At 67.0% G+C, this 16,313-nt stretch carries 13 protein-coding genes and 1 tRNA gene; 7 read left to right on the forward strand and 7 right to left on the reverse strand.

Annotation, left to right across the window (positions count from 1 at the left end; genetic code table 11):
• The first annotated feature begins 186 nt into the window (after positions 1-186).
• The 5 genes from OHQ90_RS06775 to OHQ90_RS06795 all read left to right on the forward strand — a co-directional run bounded on the left by OHQ90_RS06775 (position 187) and on the right by OHQ90_RS06795 (position 4,817).
• Positions 187-681 (forward strand): hypothetical protein, encoded by a 495-nt coding sequence (locus tag OHQ90_RS06775; protein ID WP_328408335.1) that lies wholly within the window; start codon positions 187-189, stop codon positions 679-681.
• 352 nt (positions 682-1,033) lie between these two features.
• Positions 1,034-1,714, forward strand: coding sequence for an arsenate reductase ArsC (locus OHQ90_RS06780; RefSeq protein WP_442941336.1), 681 nt, complete (start codon positions 1,034-1,036; stop codon positions 1,712-1,714).
• Positions 1,715-2,018: 304 nt separating this feature from the next.
• Positions 2,019-2,933 carry an SCO2523 family variant P-loop protein gene (locus OHQ90_RS06785; RefSeq protein WP_328408337.1) on the forward strand — a complete coding sequence of 305 codons (915 nt, stop codon included), beginning with the start codon at positions 2,019-2,021 and terminating at the stop codon, positions 2,931-2,933.
• 70 nt (positions 2,934-3,003) lie between these two features.
• Positions 3,004-4,230, forward strand: coding sequence for a cytochrome P450 (locus OHQ90_RS06790; RefSeq protein ID WP_328408339.1), 1,227 nt, complete (start codon positions 3,004-3,006; stop codon positions 4,228-4,230).
• Positions 4,227-4,817, forward strand: a complete 591-nt coding sequence (locus OHQ90_RS06795; RefSeq protein WP_328408341.1) for a TetR/AcrR family transcriptional regulator — start codon at positions 4,227-4,229, stop codon at positions 4,815-4,817. The genes OHQ90_RS06790 and OHQ90_RS06795 overlap by 4 nt, the downstream gene beginning before the upstream one ends.
• A gap of 55 nt (positions 4,818-4,872) precedes the next feature.
• Here the strand turns inward: OHQ90_RS06795 and OHQ90_RS06800 are convergent, their stop codons facing one another.
• Positions 4,873-6,114, reverse strand: a complete 1,242-nt coding sequence (locus tag OHQ90_RS06800) for an FAD-dependent monooxygenase (protein ID WP_328408343.1) — start codon at positions 6,112-6,114, stop codon at positions 4,873-4,875.
• 102 nt (positions 6,115-6,216) lie between these two features.
• Here OHQ90_RS06800 and OHQ90_RS06805 point away from each other — a divergent pair, with 102 nt between their 5' ends.
• Positions 6,217-6,837 carry a TetR/AcrR family transcriptional regulator gene (locus OHQ90_RS06805; RefSeq protein ID WP_328408346.1) on the forward strand — a complete coding sequence of 207 codons (621 nt, stop codon included), beginning with the start codon at positions 6,217-6,219 and terminating at the stop codon, positions 6,835-6,837.
• Here OHQ90_RS06805 and atzF read toward each other — a convergent pair.
• The 3 genes from atzF to OHQ90_RS06820 form a co-directional block, all read right to left on the reverse strand.
• Complete coding sequence (gene atzF, locus OHQ90_RS06810; protein ID WP_328408348.1) at positions 6,834-8,573, reverse strand: allophanate hydrolase; 1,740 nt, start codon at positions 8,571-8,573, stop codon at positions 6,834-6,836. The two genes, OHQ90_RS06805 and atzF, sit on opposite strands and share 4 nt — an antisense overlap.
• Positions 8,574-12,221 carry an urea carboxylase gene (gene uca / locus OHQ90_RS06815; protein WP_328412634.1) on the reverse strand — a complete coding sequence of 1,216 codons (3,648 nt, stop codon included), beginning with the start codon at positions 12,219-12,221 and terminating at the stop codon, positions 8,574-8,576.
• Between the two features lie 69 nt (positions 12,222-12,290).
• The gene (locus tag OHQ90_RS06820; RefSeq protein ID WP_328408350.1) at positions 12,291-12,998 is read right to left on the reverse strand and encodes a GntR family transcriptional regulator; all 708 of its coding nucleotides are present in this window, start codon (positions 12,996-12,998) and stop codon (positions 12,291-12,293) included.
• A 378-nt stretch (positions 12,999-13,376) separates the two neighbouring features.
• Between OHQ90_RS06820 and OHQ90_RS06825 the strand changes: the two genes are divergently transcribed.
• Positions 13,377-13,721, forward strand: a complete 345-nt coding sequence (locus OHQ90_RS06825; protein ID WP_328408352.1) for a hypothetical protein — start codon at positions 13,377-13,379, stop codon at positions 13,719-13,721.
• 40 nt (positions 13,722-13,761) lie between these two features.
• Here the strand turns inward: OHQ90_RS06825 and OHQ90_RS06830 are convergent, their stop codons facing one another.
• From OHQ90_RS06830 to OHQ90_RS06840, 3 genes are all read right to left on the reverse strand, one after another.
• Entirely contained in the window at positions 13,762-14,238 is a 477-nt protein-coding gene (locus OHQ90_RS06830) for a dihydrofolate reductase family protein (RefSeq protein WP_328408354.1), read from the reverse strand.
• Between the two features lie 280 nt (positions 14,239-14,518).
• A tRNA-Pro gene (locus OHQ90_RS06835) sits at positions 14,519-14,592 on the reverse strand.
• 59 nt (positions 14,593-14,651) lie between these two features.
• Positions 14,652-16,295, reverse strand: a complete 1,644-nt coding sequence (locus OHQ90_RS06840) for a hypothetical protein (protein WP_328408356.1) — start codon at positions 16,293-16,295, stop codon at positions 14,652-14,654.
• Positions 16,296-16,313 lie beyond the last annotated feature (18 nt).

A 16,313-nucleotide genomic window follows, 5' to 3' on the forward strand; every position in this document is an offset into this window, starting at 1 on the left:
TCCATCATCCGCCGATTCGGGCTCACATGGTGGTAACTCGACCGGTTCCCGCTGATATCGACGGCTCTACCTGCGGTCTTGTGCCTACAAGATCTTCTTAAGGGCGTGCCAAGCTCCGGGCTGCATTGTTTGTGTCAACACCGGAACACACCGGAAAACAAACACCGGACCCGACAAGGACAGACGATGATCGGCAAGCTGACCACCGCCCTCGCTCTCACGACCACCGCAGGCGCCCTGGTGTTCGGCGCGGGCACCGCGATCGCGGACACCACCGGCCACCCCGGCGCCGCGCTCACCGGCCAGGCTACCTGCACCCACAAGAGCGATCGAATCGAGATCGAGATCGCCGCCCCCATCGTTTACGCGCAGGTAGGCTACCGGCCCGGCGAACACCAGTTGATCCGGTACCGCACCGTCGTCTACGACGCGGCCAAGGGCACCCTGGCCGTCGCGAGCGAGTGGGAGAAGGGCAAAGCCACCGACACCAAGGCTGCCGACATGGACGGCGCGGAGCTGAAGGTGCTTCGCAACGACCCGAACGCCTACAAGGTCATCCAGCAGGTCGAGTGGCTGGCGCCGGACGGGGAGAACCCCGTCGCCGGCACAGATCTCTACGCCACCGGCTACCAGATCAAGGACGGCCGCACCGTCCTCGGCACTTTCGAGTACTGCCAGTAGGCAGCGCCAGGGGAAACAAGCCACCACCGGGGGGTGGGAACCGGGCACGACCTGTCTTCGAGGGGTTGACAGGTCGCGCCCAGGGAAAAGGCCAGCCGGGCCGGTCCACGAGGGGTGACCGGTCCGGCCGGCTTTCGTTAGAGCGCAGACACTTTCGGATGGCTCTTCCAGGAGCTGACCGGCAACCGCCACTGCCGAAGGTAACCATTCGATGCACGCCGACGATCCCACCCAGGTATGGGTCGGGCCGGTTCACGAGGGGTGACCGGCCCGGCCGCTTTTCCACCGAACATGGTCGGTGTCACCGGCTGTTCGTTTGCCGGACCTGATCAGGGGCTGACAGTCTGGAAAGGTGTCTCAGCCCGAAGCGTCCGACCCGACCGAAAGCTCAGCCACTCCGACCCCGTACCGTCTTTTGTCGCTCGATCATCAGACCGCCCTGGACAACGCCGAGTTCCGGCTGCGCGAAGAGTTCGCGACCATGTTCGATCAGGAGACGATCCACCGCTTCCTGTACGGCTCATACGAGGGTTTCGCCGCCCGCGCCACGGTGACGATCTACCTGCCACTGCTCGCCGAAAGATTCGGCAGGCAGCGTCTGCAGGCCCTGGCCAAGGTGGAAGGTAAAGTCCCGCAAACCCGTCCGACCGTGCTGTTCTTGTGCACGCACAACGCGGGCCGCTCCCAGATCGCCCTCGGCTACTTCACCCACCTCGCCAAGGGCCGCGCCGTCGCCTGGTCCGGCGGCTCGGACCCGAGTGGCGCCCTCAACCCGGCCGCGATCGAGTCCATGGCCGAGATCGGCATCGACATCGCCGACGAATACCCCAAGCCGTGGACCGACGAAATCATTCGCGCCACCGATGTCATCGTCACCATGGGCTGCGGCGACACCTGCCCGCTCGTGCCCGGTCCCCGCTACGAGGATTGGATCATCGAAGACCCGGCCGGTCTCGACATCGAGCAGGTCCGCCCTATCCGCGACGACATCGGCTCTCGCATCGAGAAGTTGCTCACCGAACTCGGCGTGTAGTTGTGACGTTGCGACCCTGGCGCCGCCGATCGGCCAGGCGGTCACGGAATTACTTGCCCCGGTGTCCGTTTCGGAACCTGATCGCCGAACATTGTGCGTCGATCAGCTGCTCTGCTCACTGGGGTTGGCGCACACTCGAAGACGTCGGTGTTCGCGGCATGGAGAACGGGGGGCTGATGCGTATTCGGCCACGGCAACTGCTCGACACCCGTCCCGCCACCGCGTTCAGTCTGGCCGACGCTACCCTGATCGGGCTCGACGAGCTGGCGTATGCCCGCCGGGACGCGGAAAGAGGCAAGCGCGCATGCTCGTCTTCTCGACCTCCGACAAGGGCGGCGCCGGCCGATCGGTGACCAGCTGCAACCTCGCCTACCGACTGTGCCTGAGCGGCAAGAACTCCGCATATCTCGACTTCACGTTCGGCTCGCCGACGGCGGGAGCATTGTTCGAGATCGACGACGTCGCACGTGGCGCGACTTCCGGCGGACTGCACTCGTATCTGCTCGGCGGTGTCGGATTCCCCGCCGGAGTCGATGTCCCTGCGATGACCGACCGGGCTGCCTTGCGCAGTTCGGCTTCTCGCTCGGCCGAGCTGGTGTTGTTTCCCGGCGACGAGGGTGGTGCCGAATTCCTGACCGTCAACGACGACATGGTGCATCGGTGCGCGGATCTGCTGTCGCAATTGGAGCGCACATTCGAGGTGGTCGTTGTCGACCTCAGTGCCGGGCGTTCGGCCGCATTGGAGTTGGCGCTGAGAGCCACTGCGCTGCCGCAACTTCGAGCGCATACCGTGCGCTGGCTGGTGTTCCATCGTTGGAGTAGGCAGCCCATTCTGGCGGCGGCCGGGCTGATGCACGGCCCGAACGGGTTGCTGCGGGTCGGGCGGGAATGGGGGCACGATGCGGGTTGTCTGCTCGAATCGGTTCGGTATGTCCGAACGGCAGTCCCGTCGGTCGCCGCGCTGAGCATGATGAGCCACCCTGCTCAGGCGGCATGGTTGGCCGATCAAGACGCGGTGCTCGAACGGCTCGCCTCGAGCAATCGGCTGGGCGCGAGCGCACTGCTGGGCACAACACCGGTGGAGCCCGTGCTGCAATGGCGTGAACAGGTCATTCTCGATGTGGATGTCGACGCGCACATTGCCAACCCGGCGACCGCCGACGCGTTCGTCGAGCTGGCGCATCGGCTCCTCGACGATCGGACATGGGAATCGTTCTGACGCGGAACACCAGATTCAGGACCTCCGGGACACGGTAGACAAAATATTGAATCTGTCTTACCTTCACTACATGTTGCTCCAAGAGTATCGTAATGCTCCGAGGTTCGAACTGCGGTCGGGTGCGACGTGGAAGTCGCCGTGGGGGATGTATACCGCGCTGCGTGAGCAGGATCCGGTGCATCATGTGGTGCCGGAGGGGCGGCCCGAGCACGACTACTGGGTGCTCACTCGGCACGCGGATGTGTATGCGGCAGTGCGGGATACGGAGACGTTCTCCTCCAGCGAAGGGCTGACGGTGGAGTACGGGGAGCTCGAGCAGATCGGGCTGACCGACAATCCGCCGCTGGTGATGCAGGATCCGCCGGTGCACACCGAATTTCGGCGACTGGTTGCGCGTGGGTTCACGCCGCGGCAGGTCGTCGACGTCGAGCCGGTGGTGCGTGGCTTCGTCAGGCAACGCCTGGATCAGCTGGCCGAGCAGGGTGGGGGCGACATCGTCGAGCAACTGTTCAAGCCGCTGCCGAGTATGGTTGTCGCGCACTATCTCGGGGTGCCGCCGGAGGATCGCGGGCGCTTCGACGGATGGACCGATGCGGTGGTTGCGGGGAGTATCGACGCGCGCAACACCCATGCGCAGCAGGCTTCGATCGAGATGCTCGGCTACTTCGCCGAACTGATCAAACGGCGTCGCACCGACCCGGGCGACGACACCGTGTCGCTATTGGTGCAGGCGGGCCTGGCCGCGGACGACGACGATGTGCGCGGCCTCGTCCAGATCCTTGCCTACACTTGGACGATGGTTGCGGGCGGCAATGACACGACAACCGGATTGCTCGGTGGCGCGGTGCAATTGCTGCAGCAGCGCCCAGAGCAGCGCGCGGAGCTCGTGGCCGACAAGGACCGCATCGAGATCGCGATCGAGGAACTCGCCCGGCTGACCTCGCCTGTGCAGGGACTGGCCCGGACAACGACCCGAGAGGTCGAATTGCACGGCACGACGGTGCCAGCGGGACGCAAGGTGCTGCTGGTCTACGGCGCGGCCAACCGTGACGACCGGGCCTACGGTGCCGACGCCGAGGAACTGGACATCGACCGGAATCCCCAGCGGATACTGACCTTCGGCCACGGCCCGCATCACTGTCTCGGTGCGGCGGCAGCGCGGATGCAGGCCCGAGTTGCCTTGGCGGAGTTGCTGGATCGCTTTCCCGACTACGTCGTCGACATCGATGCGATCCAGTATGCATCGGGCCCGTACGTGCGCAGGCCGACCATGATCCCGTTCCGGTGCACGGCATGAACGGTGACTGGTTGGCCGACGGCCGGGCCGAACTGGCGTCCGAACGCATCCTCGACGCGGTGCGCACGCTGTTCTTGGAGAAGGGTGTCAGCGGGGTCGGTATGGCCGAAGTCGCCGATGCTGCAGGGTGTTCCAGGGCGACGCTCTACCGCTACTTCGACAACCGTCAGGCGCTGTATGTGGCCTTCGCGGGTCGCGAGGCGCGGCAATTGGTCGAGCGGGTGTGGCGCGATCGGCCCGACGATGCGAGCGCCGACCGTGCCGAGCAGCTGCTCGACGGCGTTGCCGCGGTGCTCGCCGAGGTGCGCAAGACGCCGCACCTCGCGGTGTGGTTCGAGCCTGCCAACTCCGGAATCGTTGCCCAGCTGTCGAATTCGTCGCACGTGATCGATGCGATCGGCACCGGATTCGTCGCGGGCTATCGTCCCCGATTGGCCGCGGCCGCGGCGCGGATGCTCGGGCAGTGGGTGGTGCGGGTGGTCGTTTCTTTGCTGACGCTGCCCGGCGCGGGGGCGGACGAGGAGCGAGCGATGCTGCGAAACTTCCTGCTGCCCTTCCTGCTCGACGAGCGGACCGTCATCGAATGACCATGACCGGCGCCGTGGTGGAGCGCCGGTCATGGTTGGTTCCTACGGCGGGCAATTACCCGACGGCCTGGGTCGAGTAGTCGGGCAGGTCGTAGGTGTCGGTCCCGCTGAGCATCTTCATCATCAGCGGCTTCATGATCTTGGCGGTCATCAGCTTGCTGACCATATGACCCGCGCGAATCCCGAAGCGGGTCTTCGGGGTCATCGCCTTCAGGCCGCCCGGCGGCAGCTCCTGCGCCTTGGCGACGAACGGCCGCAGCACCTCTTCGTAGCGGGTGAGCGCCTGCTGCGGATCACCGGCGTGCGCGACGATTTCGCCGGCCAGCACGTACGCGCCGACCAGGGCCATCGCGGTGCCCTGACCGGTGAGTGGCGAGCCACAGTAGCCCGCGTCGCCGAGCAGTACGACGCGGCCCTTCGAGTAGGTCGGCATGTCGATGCGCGCCAGCTCGTCGAAGTAGAAGTCGCCCGCCTCGGCCATGGCATCGCTCACCGTGTTCGCAATGGTGCCGCCGCCTGCCAGCCGCTCGCGGATCAGCTGCTGCTGTGCGGGGATATCGCGGCGCAGTGCCGGATCGGCGTCGGTGCGCATCGTGATGATCGCCTTGCAGGTGGTCGGGTCGTAATCGGGACGGAGACCGACATTGGTCGCGCCGACCAGTGAGTTCATCGTGAACCAATTGTCTTCGGTGCCTGCGGGGGTCGGCAGCGTGAAGAAGGACATGTACCCGCCGAGGTAGGTCGAGAACTCCGCTTCCGGGCCGAACACCAGGCGCCGGGTGGCGGAGTGCAGTCCGTCCGCGCCGATCACGATGTCGAAGCGTTCGGTGCTGCCGGAGGTGAAGGTGACATCGACGCCGGTGTCGTCCTGGCTGATGTCGGTGATCCATGTGCCGTAGCGGTAGTCGACGCCGCCCGCTTCGGCGAGCGCGTCGAGCAGTACTTGATTGAGGTCACCGCGGGTGAGTTCGATTTCGGCCACGGCGCCCTTGCCGTCGAACATCTCGGCGGGCATGCGCAGCAGCTCCTTGCCTTCGCTGTCCACCATGACGATGCCGCGCTCGTCGAGCTGGACCTTCCGGATGCCGGGCATCAGGCCCATCCGCTCCGCGACCTCGCTGCTCGGCCCGCGCAGGTCGACGGCCTGACCGCCGGGGCGGGGCGCGTCGGCGCGCTCGACCACGGTGGCCCGGATGCCGGCTCGGAGCAGCTGCAGAGCAACGGCATTGCCGCCGATACCGCCGCCGGAAACGAGGACGCGAGGCTGGTCGGTGGGGGTGGCGGAGTTGGCATTCATGTTCTGATCCCTTGCTTTGACTCGAATGTCTTAGACATATGTTTAACAGAGTCTTGCACATTTGTCTAGTACAAATGTGCAAGACGGACGTACAGTGAAGGCATGGGAAACAGAGAAGAGCTGCTCACGGCGGCGCGCACCTGCCTCTACCAGCGCGGATTCGCGGCGACCACGGCTCGCGACATCGCGGATTCCGCCGGGGTGAGCCTGGCGGCGATCGGGTACCACTTCGGATCGAAGGACCAATTGATCAGCGAGGCGATCACCGAGGCGATCGGCGACGGCATCGACGATGAACTGGAAAACCTGATCCGGACGGTGGGCGCGGGACGTTCGCTCGCCGAGTCGTTTGCCGCGACTTGGGCAGGCATCGGCGCGATCTTCCTTCGCAACAAGGAAGGCATTGTCGCGTCTGCGGAGAACATCATCCGGGTCCATCGATCGTCGGATGGGCAACGCTACATGGAAAGGGCTGGTGCGCAAGCCGTCAGTGAAATCGCGGCAATCCTCGGCAAGGTGTACCCGGAGCTGTCACAGATACAGGCCGATGCGGTCGGCCGGTTGTATTACACGCTGCTGAACGGTCTTTCGATCCAGTGGATCAGCAATCCGGACGGCACGCTGCCGACCGGTGACGACTTCGCTGTCGCCCTTGCCGCACTGGTCCCGCAACCGGCAGCGCCCGGGGGTGTCCCGGGCGCTGCCGGTGCGGAGCCGGCCTAGTTCTGGCGCTGGAGATAAGCCTGCCAGCCGCCGAACGAGGTGATATCCGTCGCCGCCTCGGCGGCGTCATACGTGCAGGCGAAACCGATAACCGAACGCCCATCGGACAATTCGATGCTGGTCAGCGCCATCGGCGCGGGCAGCGCGGCAAGGAAGCGGCCGAGGCCGGCCTCCGAGACCCGGAACAGCTCGCCCAGGATCGGCGCACCGAGACCGTCGCCGTGCCGGACAAGTCCGGGCTTGGGCGGCGTGGTGTCCAGCGCGGTGAGCCGGTAGGCGGCGGTCGTCGTGATCTCGCCTGCGAACCTGGCCCCGATCTCCGCCAACTGCCAGTGCAGCGGTTGGTCACGCAGGTGCGCACCGAACACCGCGAGTTCGGTACCCCGATCGACCAGCGCGGGGGGCGGGTCGGCGCCGACGATGCGGGCGGCGATATCGACCGCGACCTGGTCGGCGAAGGCAGGGACGACGACCATCACCCCGAATGGCAAGCCCGCCGCGGTGGGCAGCCCGGGGGCGGCCACCGCCGCCATGTCCAGCAGGTTGCAGAAGTTGGTGTAGGTGCCCATCCGCCGATTGATACCCACTGGGTCCGCCTGGACCGCGGCGATACTCGGGTGCTCGGTGGTCGTCGGCAACAGCAGCCCGTGGAAGTCGGCGAGCAGCGCGGTCGCCGTGACTCGCACCCGCGCAAGGGTGTCGAGATCGTCCGCGAATCCGGGACCGGTCGTCGCGCGTGCGGCGTCGATGATGGCCGTCACCGTCGGATCCGCGCCCGCAGGCGCGGTGTCGAGGAACTTGCCGACCGCCGCATAGCGTTCGGCGACGATCGCGCCGTCGTAGAGCAGTCGGGCCGCGTCGAGCAGCGCCGAGATATCGACTTCTTGCGTGGCGATTCCGGAATCGGTGACAGCGACGACGGTTCGGACGAAAGCCTCGCGGTAGGGCTCGCTCAGGGCCGCGAGATCCTCGGCGCGTGGAACGGCAAGGCGCAGTTGGTCCGGCGCGGCGAGACGGACGTCCGCGGGCCAGCTCCGGCTGCGTGGATCACGGATCTCCGGGCCGGCCATCAAGGCCGCGGCGGCGACGGCCCGATCGAGGTCGGTGGCGAAGACCGTGACGGCGTCGTAGTCGGCGCACGCCGGGATGACGCCGTGGGTCGGGATGATGCCGAGCGTCGCCTTGATGCCGACGATGCCGTGCAGTGCCGCGGGCACCCGGCCGGACCCCGCGGTGTCGGTGCCTATGCCGATATCCGCGATTCCCAGCGCGACCGCGACCGCCGATCCCGAACTCGAACCGCCGGAGATCAGCTCCGGATGATGCGCATTGCGTACCGCGCCGTACGGGCTGCGGGTGCCGACGAGGCCAGTGGCGAACTGGTCCAGGTTGGTCTTGCCGAGCACGATCGCGCCCGCCGCGACCAACCGCTGCACGGCCGCCGCGGTGACCGTCGCGGGGTAGGCGAATTCGGGGCAGGCCGCGGTGGTCGGCAGCCCGGCCACATCGATGTTGTCCTTGACCGCCACCAAGATCCCGGCCAGCGGCAGCGCCGCACCCTCGGCGAGCCGCTGTTCGACGGCGGCCGCGTCGGCGGCGACGTCGCCTTCCTCGCGCAGCGTGATCCATACCTCTTGTCGATCCACCTCGGCGATGCGCCGATAGGCGGCGGCGACTCGCTCGGTGGGCGAACGCTGCGGCTGCGCTGCGATGTTGCCTAGGACGCCTGCGGTCATTCAGTCGACTCCGATCACGGCTAGAGGGGTGCCCGGTTCCACTTTGGCGCCGGGGGTCGCCAATACCTTCAGCACCGTGCCCGGGCCCGGGCTGTGCACCGGTAGTTCCAGTTTCATGGCTTCGAGGATCGCGACCGGCGCGCCCGCGGCCAGCCGCTGACCGACCTCGATCTCGACCCGCCAGACATTGCCGATCATCGGTGCGGTCACCACCGTCGCGTTCGGCGGCAGTCCGGCCAGCGGGTCGACGGCGGGTTCGATCGGGGTTTCGACCGTCGAGCCGCGTTCGAACTCGCCGGCAGCCCGCCAGGCGTTCTTCTCCGCTGCGAAGGCGATGGCCTGCCTGGTCTCGAACTCGGCGATGGCGTCGGCATTGTCGGCGAGCATGCGCAGATGATCGGTGAGGGCGAAGGTGCCCTCGCTCACCTCGGCGTCGAATCGGCCCGCCTGCGCGGCGGCGCGATATTCGAGCAGCTGCTCCGCGTTCACCTCTTCCCACACGATGCGGTCGAAGAACCGGAACAACCAGGGCGTGCCCGCCTCGAACGGCGCGGACTGGCGGTAGCTCGACCAGATCGGCACGGTCCGGCCGATCAACTGGTAGCCACCGGGGGAGGCCATGCCGTACACGCACAGGTACTTGCCGCCGATGCCGACCGCATCCGAGGGGGTCCAGGTGCGCGCCGGATTGTATTTGGTGGTGACGAGGCGGTGCCGCGGGTCGAGCGGAACGGCAAGCGGCGCACCGAGATACACATCACCGAGACCGAGCACGAGATATTCCGCGTCGAAGACCGCCGAGCGGACGTCCTCGACGCTGTCGAGTCCGTTGATGCGGCGAATGAATTCGGTATTCGAGGGCAGCCAGGGCGCGGTGTCGCGAACACCGCTGCGGTAGCGGTCGATCGCCGCGGCGATGGACGGGTCGTCGAACGACAGCGGGAGCCGGATCGTGCGGCTCGGCACGACGAGTTCGTGGGTGGCGGGCAGTTCACGCTCGAGGTCGATCAGCGTGCCGAGCAGCCGATGCTGCGGCAGCACATCGGGATCGAAGTGCATGTGCAGCGAACGGACGCCCGGCGTGACATCGATGATGCCGGGTAGTCCGGAGCCCGCCAGCGCCTCGGCGAGGGCGTGTACCCGCATGCGCAGACCGAGATCGAGGACCATGTCGCCGTATTCGACCAGGATGTTGTCATCGCCGCCGCGGAGATAGGCAACTCGCGGTCGATCGGCGTCCGCGTCGAGCGCACCGAGTATCCCGCGATCATGCAGTCCGGCACGAGGATTCGCGATGGTGTCGCGCGCGCGTGCGATGTTGGAGCCGGATTCCGACGGCCGAAGCGCAGCGGCCGCCGCGTCGCCGACGGGCACGAATCGAATGGTGTCGCCCGGGCGCAACTGGCCCAGCTTCCAGCGATGCGCAGAGACCACCGTCAGCGGGCAGGCGAATCCACCGAGGCTCGGGCCGTCCGGGCCGAGCAGGATCGGAGTGTCGCCCGAGACATTCAGTGTGCCGACGCTGTACGGGTTGTCGTGCAGATTGGACGGATGCAGCCCGGCGTCGCCGCCATCGGTGCGCGACCAGGCCGGCTTGGGTCCTTCGAGCCGGATGCCCGTGCGATTCGCGTGGCTGCCGACCTTCCACGGATGCGCGTAGAACTGGGCCATGTCCGTGTCGGTGAAATAGGCGGGGGAGGTCTGTGGGCCCTCGCCGACGGCCAGGTGCCAGACGTGCGTGAACTCCGGTCGTTCCTCGATCGGGACCTCGCGCGGTTCGGCGAGGTCGGTCCGCGGCGGCAGCACACCGAGAACATCGCCTGCGACAACGGCTTTCCCGGTGACGCCGCCGAAGCCGCCGAGGGTGAAGGTGGCCGCACTGCCGTGATAGAGCGGCGCATCGATGCCGCCACGCACCGCGAGGTAGGTGCGCAGTCCGGTTTCGGTCGGTGCGCCGACATCCAGAATCGAGCCCGCCGCAACGGAAATCGGCCGCCACATGTCCGCAGGCCGTCCGTCGACGGTGATCTCGACCTGGGCGCCGGTGACACACACGACGCTGGGTTCGCAGAAGCGCAGTTGTGGGCCCTGCAGGGTGCATTCCAGCGCGGGCGCGCCCACCGGATTCCCGACGGCGGCGTTGGCCTGGGTGAACGACAGGTCGTCCATCGGGCCGGAGGGGGGAATTCCCACCTGCCACAGGCCGATTCGGCCCGGGTAGTCCTGGATGGTCGTCATGGTCCCGGCGCGCAGGACATCGATGCGACGGCCATGTGGGCGGATGTCGGCCAGCGTTGTCGTGACGTGCTGCGCGCTCAGCACTCTGGCATCGGCGCCGGCCGCGCGCAGCTGCGGGAGATTGGTCTGCACCCCGTAGATGCGGGTTGCGGCCAGCGCGTCGGCCAATTCCGCGAAGGCCGCCGCACGGGTGAGCCCGGCCGCGATCACCTTCGCAAGCAGCGGGTCGTAGTAAGGGCTGACCTCGGTACCGGTGTCTATCCACGTGTCGATCCGGGTGCTGGTGCTTGGTTTGCGTCTCGATCGGGTGGCTTCGTCGACGGTTTTCGACTTCGGATCGTTGTCCGTGCCGCCCACCCAGGTCTGCGCCGGGAACGTGGCGGCGGTGATCAGCCCGGCGCTCGGCCGGTAGTCGTGTCCGGGGTCCTCGGCGTAGACCCGTGCTTCCACGGCCCAACCCTCGATGACGGGGCCGCTCTCGGGCAGCTCGTCCACCATCGAGGTGTCACCACCGGCTAAGCGCAGCATCCACTCCACCAGGTCGATGCCGGTGACCGCCTCGGTGACCGGATGCTCCACCTGCAGACGTGTATTCATCTCCAGGAACGACGCCGCGCCACGGTCGGTGTCGTAGACGAACTCGACGGTGCCCGCCGAGCGATACCCCACCGACCGCGCCAGCTCACGCGAGGCCGCAAGCAATTGCTCCGACAGTTCCGCACCGAGACCGGGAGCGGGAGCTTCTTCGATCACCTTCTGATTGCGCCGCTGCAGCGAGCAGTCGCGGGTGCCGAGGCTGACGACCCGACCGTAGCCATCGCCGAACAACTGCACCTCGACATGCCTGGCCCGCGCGACGAAGCGTTCGAGGAACACTCCGGTCGAGGAGAAGTTCGTCGCGGCAAGTCGCTGCACCCGCTGAAACGCCGCGCGCACCTCGTCGGGGGTGCTGCAGGCCTGCATGCCGATGCCGCCGCCACCACCGACCGCCTTGAGCATGACCGGGTAGCCGATCCGCTCGGCCTCGGCAACGGCGTGATCGGCCGAATCGAGCAGGCCGCTGCCCGGGATGAGCGGCACTCCCACCGACCGGGCGGCCTCGCGTGCGGTGTGCTTGTCACCGAAGATGCGCAGTTGCTCGGGTGTCGGACCGATGAACGCAATGCCCGCGGCCGCTACGTCACCGGCGAAATCGGCGTTTTCCGAAAGGAATCCGTAGCCCGGGTGCACCGCGCCTGCGCCTGCCGACAGGGCGGCCTCGATCACCCGATCGGCGCGCAGATACGACTCGGCGGCGGCGCTCGGTCCCAGATGTATTGCCACGTCAGCGATTTCGACGTGGGGAGCGCCCACGTCGGCATCCGAGTAGACCGCGACCGTCTTCAGCCCGAGCGCGCGTGCCGTCCGCATCACCCGGCACGCGATCTCGCCGCGATTGGCGACGAGCACTGTATCGAAGTCCAGTGTCACCGTTACTCCCTATTCAGTTGCGAGGGACATCGCGGCGATGGCCCGTGTCACCCGATCGAGCACCACATCCAACGAGCCGCCGATGTGGGTGTGCAGCAGGCGATATGCCAGCGAAAGATCTGCTGCCAGAACGGCATCCAAGATGCCGAGATGCTCGGATATAGTGGTCTCGATCCGGTTGTTGACCATGAAGTCGTACATCCGCACATGCCGGATTCGTGAGTTCACCGACTTCAACGACCGGACCAGTTCGGCGTTGCCCGCCGCGGTCAGCAAGGTGACATGGAATTCCTCGTCACGGACCACGAAACCCGGCTCCTGCTCCGGCGGGTCGGCGCGCAACTCCAGCCAGCCGGCGCGCTCGGCCTCCAGTAACGCGTGGTCATGGCGGACCGCGGGATTGTCGATCGCTCGCTGAATTCCACCCAGCTCCAACGTGAGTCGCAACTCGTACAGGTCACGAATCAGCGGAATGCTCGGCCGGACCGGTGTGAAACCGTACTCTTCGCGCTGTAGTAACCCATCCGAGCACAGCACCGTCAGCGCCTCGCGGATCGGTGTCCGCGAAATACCGAACCGCGCCGCGAGCTTGGGTTCGGTCAGCCGCTCGCCGAACCTGATGTCACCGTTCATCAACTCGCCGCGCAGCGCCGTATAAACCACGTCCCGCAATGGCCGCCCGGCCGCATCGGCCAGTGTGGCCACCCTTGTCGACATGCATGTATACGCTATGGACCTCGCGTTTCGCCGAGATGTCCGCAAGTTAGCAAGGGGTAAGCGTCTCCTCACCGCCGTGCGGTCGCCGGACCCCGGGTGGCATGAGTATTCCGCGCCGACACATGCGTCGGCGGGCCCGCCATGGGATTTTCGAGCGAACGCCGGGTGGACAAATGTTCACAGTGTCGACCGTGTGACCGGGAGGACACGGCAACACCTGGCAACACCAATGCGCTATCGCAGGACACATTGGCGCAGAAGGCTATTGGATAGCCCCGGCGCCGGGTCGACGCCGCGCCCTCGGCGGCACACCGACCGACTCCAGTCGCCGGCCGGTGGCACAGCCCCCGGCGCCGGGCGCCACGAAAGAGAAGCCTCGTGGAGGTAACGGTGGACGGGTTCGTGCTCTTCGGACTGTTGGCTCTGGTGTCCGGGCTGTTGGCGGTCATCGCCGCGGCGGTGTGGTGGCCTGCCCCCTCCCGAGACCGCCTCGGTGTCCGCGATGGATACCCGCGGATCGAACGCGAGCGGCTGATCGGGGAGGGCTGGTCTGCTGGTCGGCTGCACGAAACGCCGGAAGTACCGTTCACCGTCATCGAAGCCGGCCGGGTACTCCAGCGCCATCGCCAATGCCATATCGACCGGTGCGCCAGAAAGTCCGCGGCGTTCCGGACTCTGCTTGCCGCCGGACTGCTCGAGGCCGATGCGTTCCGCAGGCTTTGAGTGTGCCTCATATGGCTCGACGCAACGCCTCCTGCGCCGGTCAGGCGCGCTTCGGCTCCAGGTGCAATGCGGTGATCCCGCACTCGAAGGGTGTGGCGGCGACCATGCTGAACTGCTTGTTGGCGCCCGGGTCGCCGAAAACGGGCAAGCCCGCGCCGATCGCGGTCGGGTTGACGAACAGGTGCAGCTCGTCGATCAGGCTCGCGGCAATCAGGTTCGAGACGAGGGTGCCGCCGCCGTAGACGATGATGTCGCCACCCGGCTGTGACTTCAGCTTGTTGATGATCTCGGCGAGGTCACCGCCCGCGACGACGGTGTTGTCCCACGGTGACTCGGCGAGGCTGTTGGAGATAACGACCTTCGGCGTGTTGTTCATCTGGTCGATGGCCACCTGGGGCTCGCTCTCGGGGTTGGAAGCCCAGTGCGGGATGAACCCTTCAGCGAGCTTGCGACCGAGCACGATGGTGTCGACCTGCGCGGTGAGCGCACGATGTAGGCGCCGAGGTCGTCGGTCCACGGGAACGTCATCCAGTCCATCTCGCCGTTCGGGCCGGACATGTAGCCGTCGACGGTCATCTGGACCTGGAGCTTCAGCTTGCGCATGGGTGCTTTCCTTCGGTTGAGCGGGTCCGTCCGGCCCGCTGTGTTCTGTGCCTTCAGCTTGGACGAACCGGTTTACGGATTGTTTACGGTTTTCCGCCGTCGGCATTGCACCACAGCAGCAGGGCACCCACACACGAGTAAGGCCCCCGACCGCCGAAGCGGTCAGGGGCCTGACTGTCGTCTCAACCAACGAGTCGGGGTGACAGGATTTGAACCTGCGACCTCTTCGTCCCGAACGAAGCGCGCTACCAAGCTGCGCCACACCCCGTTGTTGAACCTGAGGTAGCTTACAACAGCAAGGGTCTAGACGTTAAACCGGCAGGTCAATCAGCCTTCGTGCGCGCGGACGCTGGAGAAGATCTGCATAGCGGTCGCGACGTCGACAGCCTTGGGCACACCGGTGTCGGCGGCGATCACCATGACGAAGCTGCCGTTCTCGGTCGGTGTTGCGAAGGTGTAGACCGAGTATTCGGTGGCGCAGCCCGGTTTGGCCTGGGGAATGGTTCCCTTTGTCTCGACGAACATGCCCTGCTGGCTGCCGTCGAGCGAGCTGAGCGGTTGGCCGCCGCTGGGCGTCGCCGGCGCGTCGTGGTAGGCCAGCTTCGCGGTCTTGGTACCGACTTCCGTTGCGGCACTTGCTGAATCGGGATCCTTGGAGCCGGTCAGGAACGAGACGGTGCGGGTGGACCCTGGGCAGTAACTCTTGCCTTCGCTGGCGTACCCCTTGCCGACGACGGCATTCGGCGGTTCGCCGAACCCGCCGATGGTGCCCTCGGAGGCGACGGCCCAGTCGGCGGGCACGTCATAGGCCGCGCCGCGGTCCGGCGAGACGACCACCTGGTAGCCGGGCACGACCGGTGGTTCGTTGCGAGTGCCGGTCCCGGTCGGGGCCGGCTTGGCGCCGGTCGGCTTCGTCGCCGACGGCTGCGCGCCCGCCGTGGGCGTCAGCGCACTCACCATCGACGGTGACGTGTCCTGCGCGCGAGTGTCGTCCGACCCGCGATCGGCGACGACCACCGCGGCGATCGCACCACCGGCGACCACGATCGCCGCCGCTGCGGCAGCGAGCCACGCCTTGCCGTGACCGCCGCTCGGCCGGCCGTGCGGACCGTAGCCGGGCGGAAAGTGCTGGACCGGCGCACCGTAGGCCTGCGGGGCAGCACCGTACTGGTTCGCGGGGAACTGATCGAGCGGGGGAACCTCGCCGTACTGGGCGGGTTGTGCCGGTGCGGCGGGCTGCCATTGAAGAGTGGGTTCCGGCTGCGCTTGCGCTCCGGAGCTCGGTTGCCACTGCAGCGTTGGTTCCGGTTGCGGCGGCGCTGCGGGCTGCCATTGAAGGGTGGGTTCGGGTTGGGCCGATCCGGTCGAGCTCGGGGCCCATTGCGGGCTCTGCGGCGTCTGCTGGCCCGCGCTGGATCCCCACTGCTGGTTCTGCGCGCCGGGCGCGGGCTGCCACTGATAGGTCGGCTCGAGTTGGGCCGACCCGCTCGGAGTGGGAGTCCATTGCTGGTTCTGTGGTGTCTGTTCGCCCGCGCCAGGACCGAATTGCTGGTTCTGTGGTGTTTGCGCACCGGGCGCGGGCTGTCGTAGGAGGGTGGGTTCGAACTGCGCCGACCCGCCGGGAGCCCAGTGGGCCGGTGGCGTCGGCCCATCCGGGACGGGTTGCCATTGCCGGTCCGGCGGTGGCTGTTGGTCGCTGCCGGACCCCCACTGCTGATTCAGCTGCGGCTGCCCGCTGGGCTGCCACTGCAGCGTGGGGTCGGGTTGCGGCGGCGCTGCGGGCTGCCATTGGAGTGTCGGCTCGGGGTGCGCCGCGCTGGGCGGGGGAGCCCACTGTTGGTTCGGCGGTGTCTGCCCACCGTCGTCCCCTTCGGGGCCGAATTGCCCTGGCCCATACGGCTGTTGCTGATGCGCCGCACCGGGCTGTCCCAGAACCGTCGGGTCATTGCGCCGGTCGTCGAATCCATTCACCGCTGTCCCCTGCCTGAC

Source organism: Nocardia sp. NBC_00403 (assembly GCF_036046055.1).
GTDB lineage: Bacteria > Actinomycetota > Actinomycetes > Mycobacteriales > Mycobacteriaceae > Nocardia.

Excerpts from the sequence above, each read along its gene's own strand:
- OHQ90_RS06785 (WP_328408337.1), top strand. The coding sequence starts at position 2,019 with ATGCTCGTCTTCTCGACCTCCGACAAGGGCGGCGCCGGCCGATCGGTG.
- OHQ90_RS06805 (WP_328408346.1), top strand. The coding sequence starts at position 6,217 with ATGGGAAACAGAGAAGAGCTGCTCACGGCGGCGCGCACCTGCCTCTAC.
- uca (WP_328412634.1), bottom strand. The coding sequence starts at position 12,221 with ATGCGGACGGCACGCGCGCTCGGGCTGAAGACGGTCGCGGTCTACTCG.
- OHQ90_RS06790 (WP_328408339.1), top strand. The coding sequence starts at position 3,004 with ATGTTGCTCCAAGAGTATCGTAATGCTCCGAGGTTCGAACTGCGGTCG.
- OHQ90_RS06800 (WP_328408343.1), bottom strand. The coding sequence starts at position 6,114 with ATGAATGCCAACTCCGCCACCCCCACCGACCAGCCTCGCGTCCTCGTT.
- OHQ90_RS06775 (WP_328408335.1), top strand. The coding sequence starts at position 187 with ATGATCGGCAAGCTGACCACCGCCCTCGCTCTCACGACCACCGCAGGC.
- OHQ90_RS06795 (WP_328408341.1), top strand. The coding sequence starts at position 4,227 with ATGAACGGTGACTGGTTGGCCGACGGCCGGGCCGAACTGGCGTCCGAA.
- atzF (WP_328408348.1), bottom strand. The coding sequence starts at position 8,573 with ATGACCGCAGGCGTCCTAGGCAACATCGCAGCGCAGCCGCAGCGTTCG.
- OHQ90_RS06820 (WP_328408350.1), bottom strand. The coding sequence starts at position 12,998 with ATGTCGACAAGGGTGGCCACACTGGCCGATGCGGCCGGGCGGCCATTG.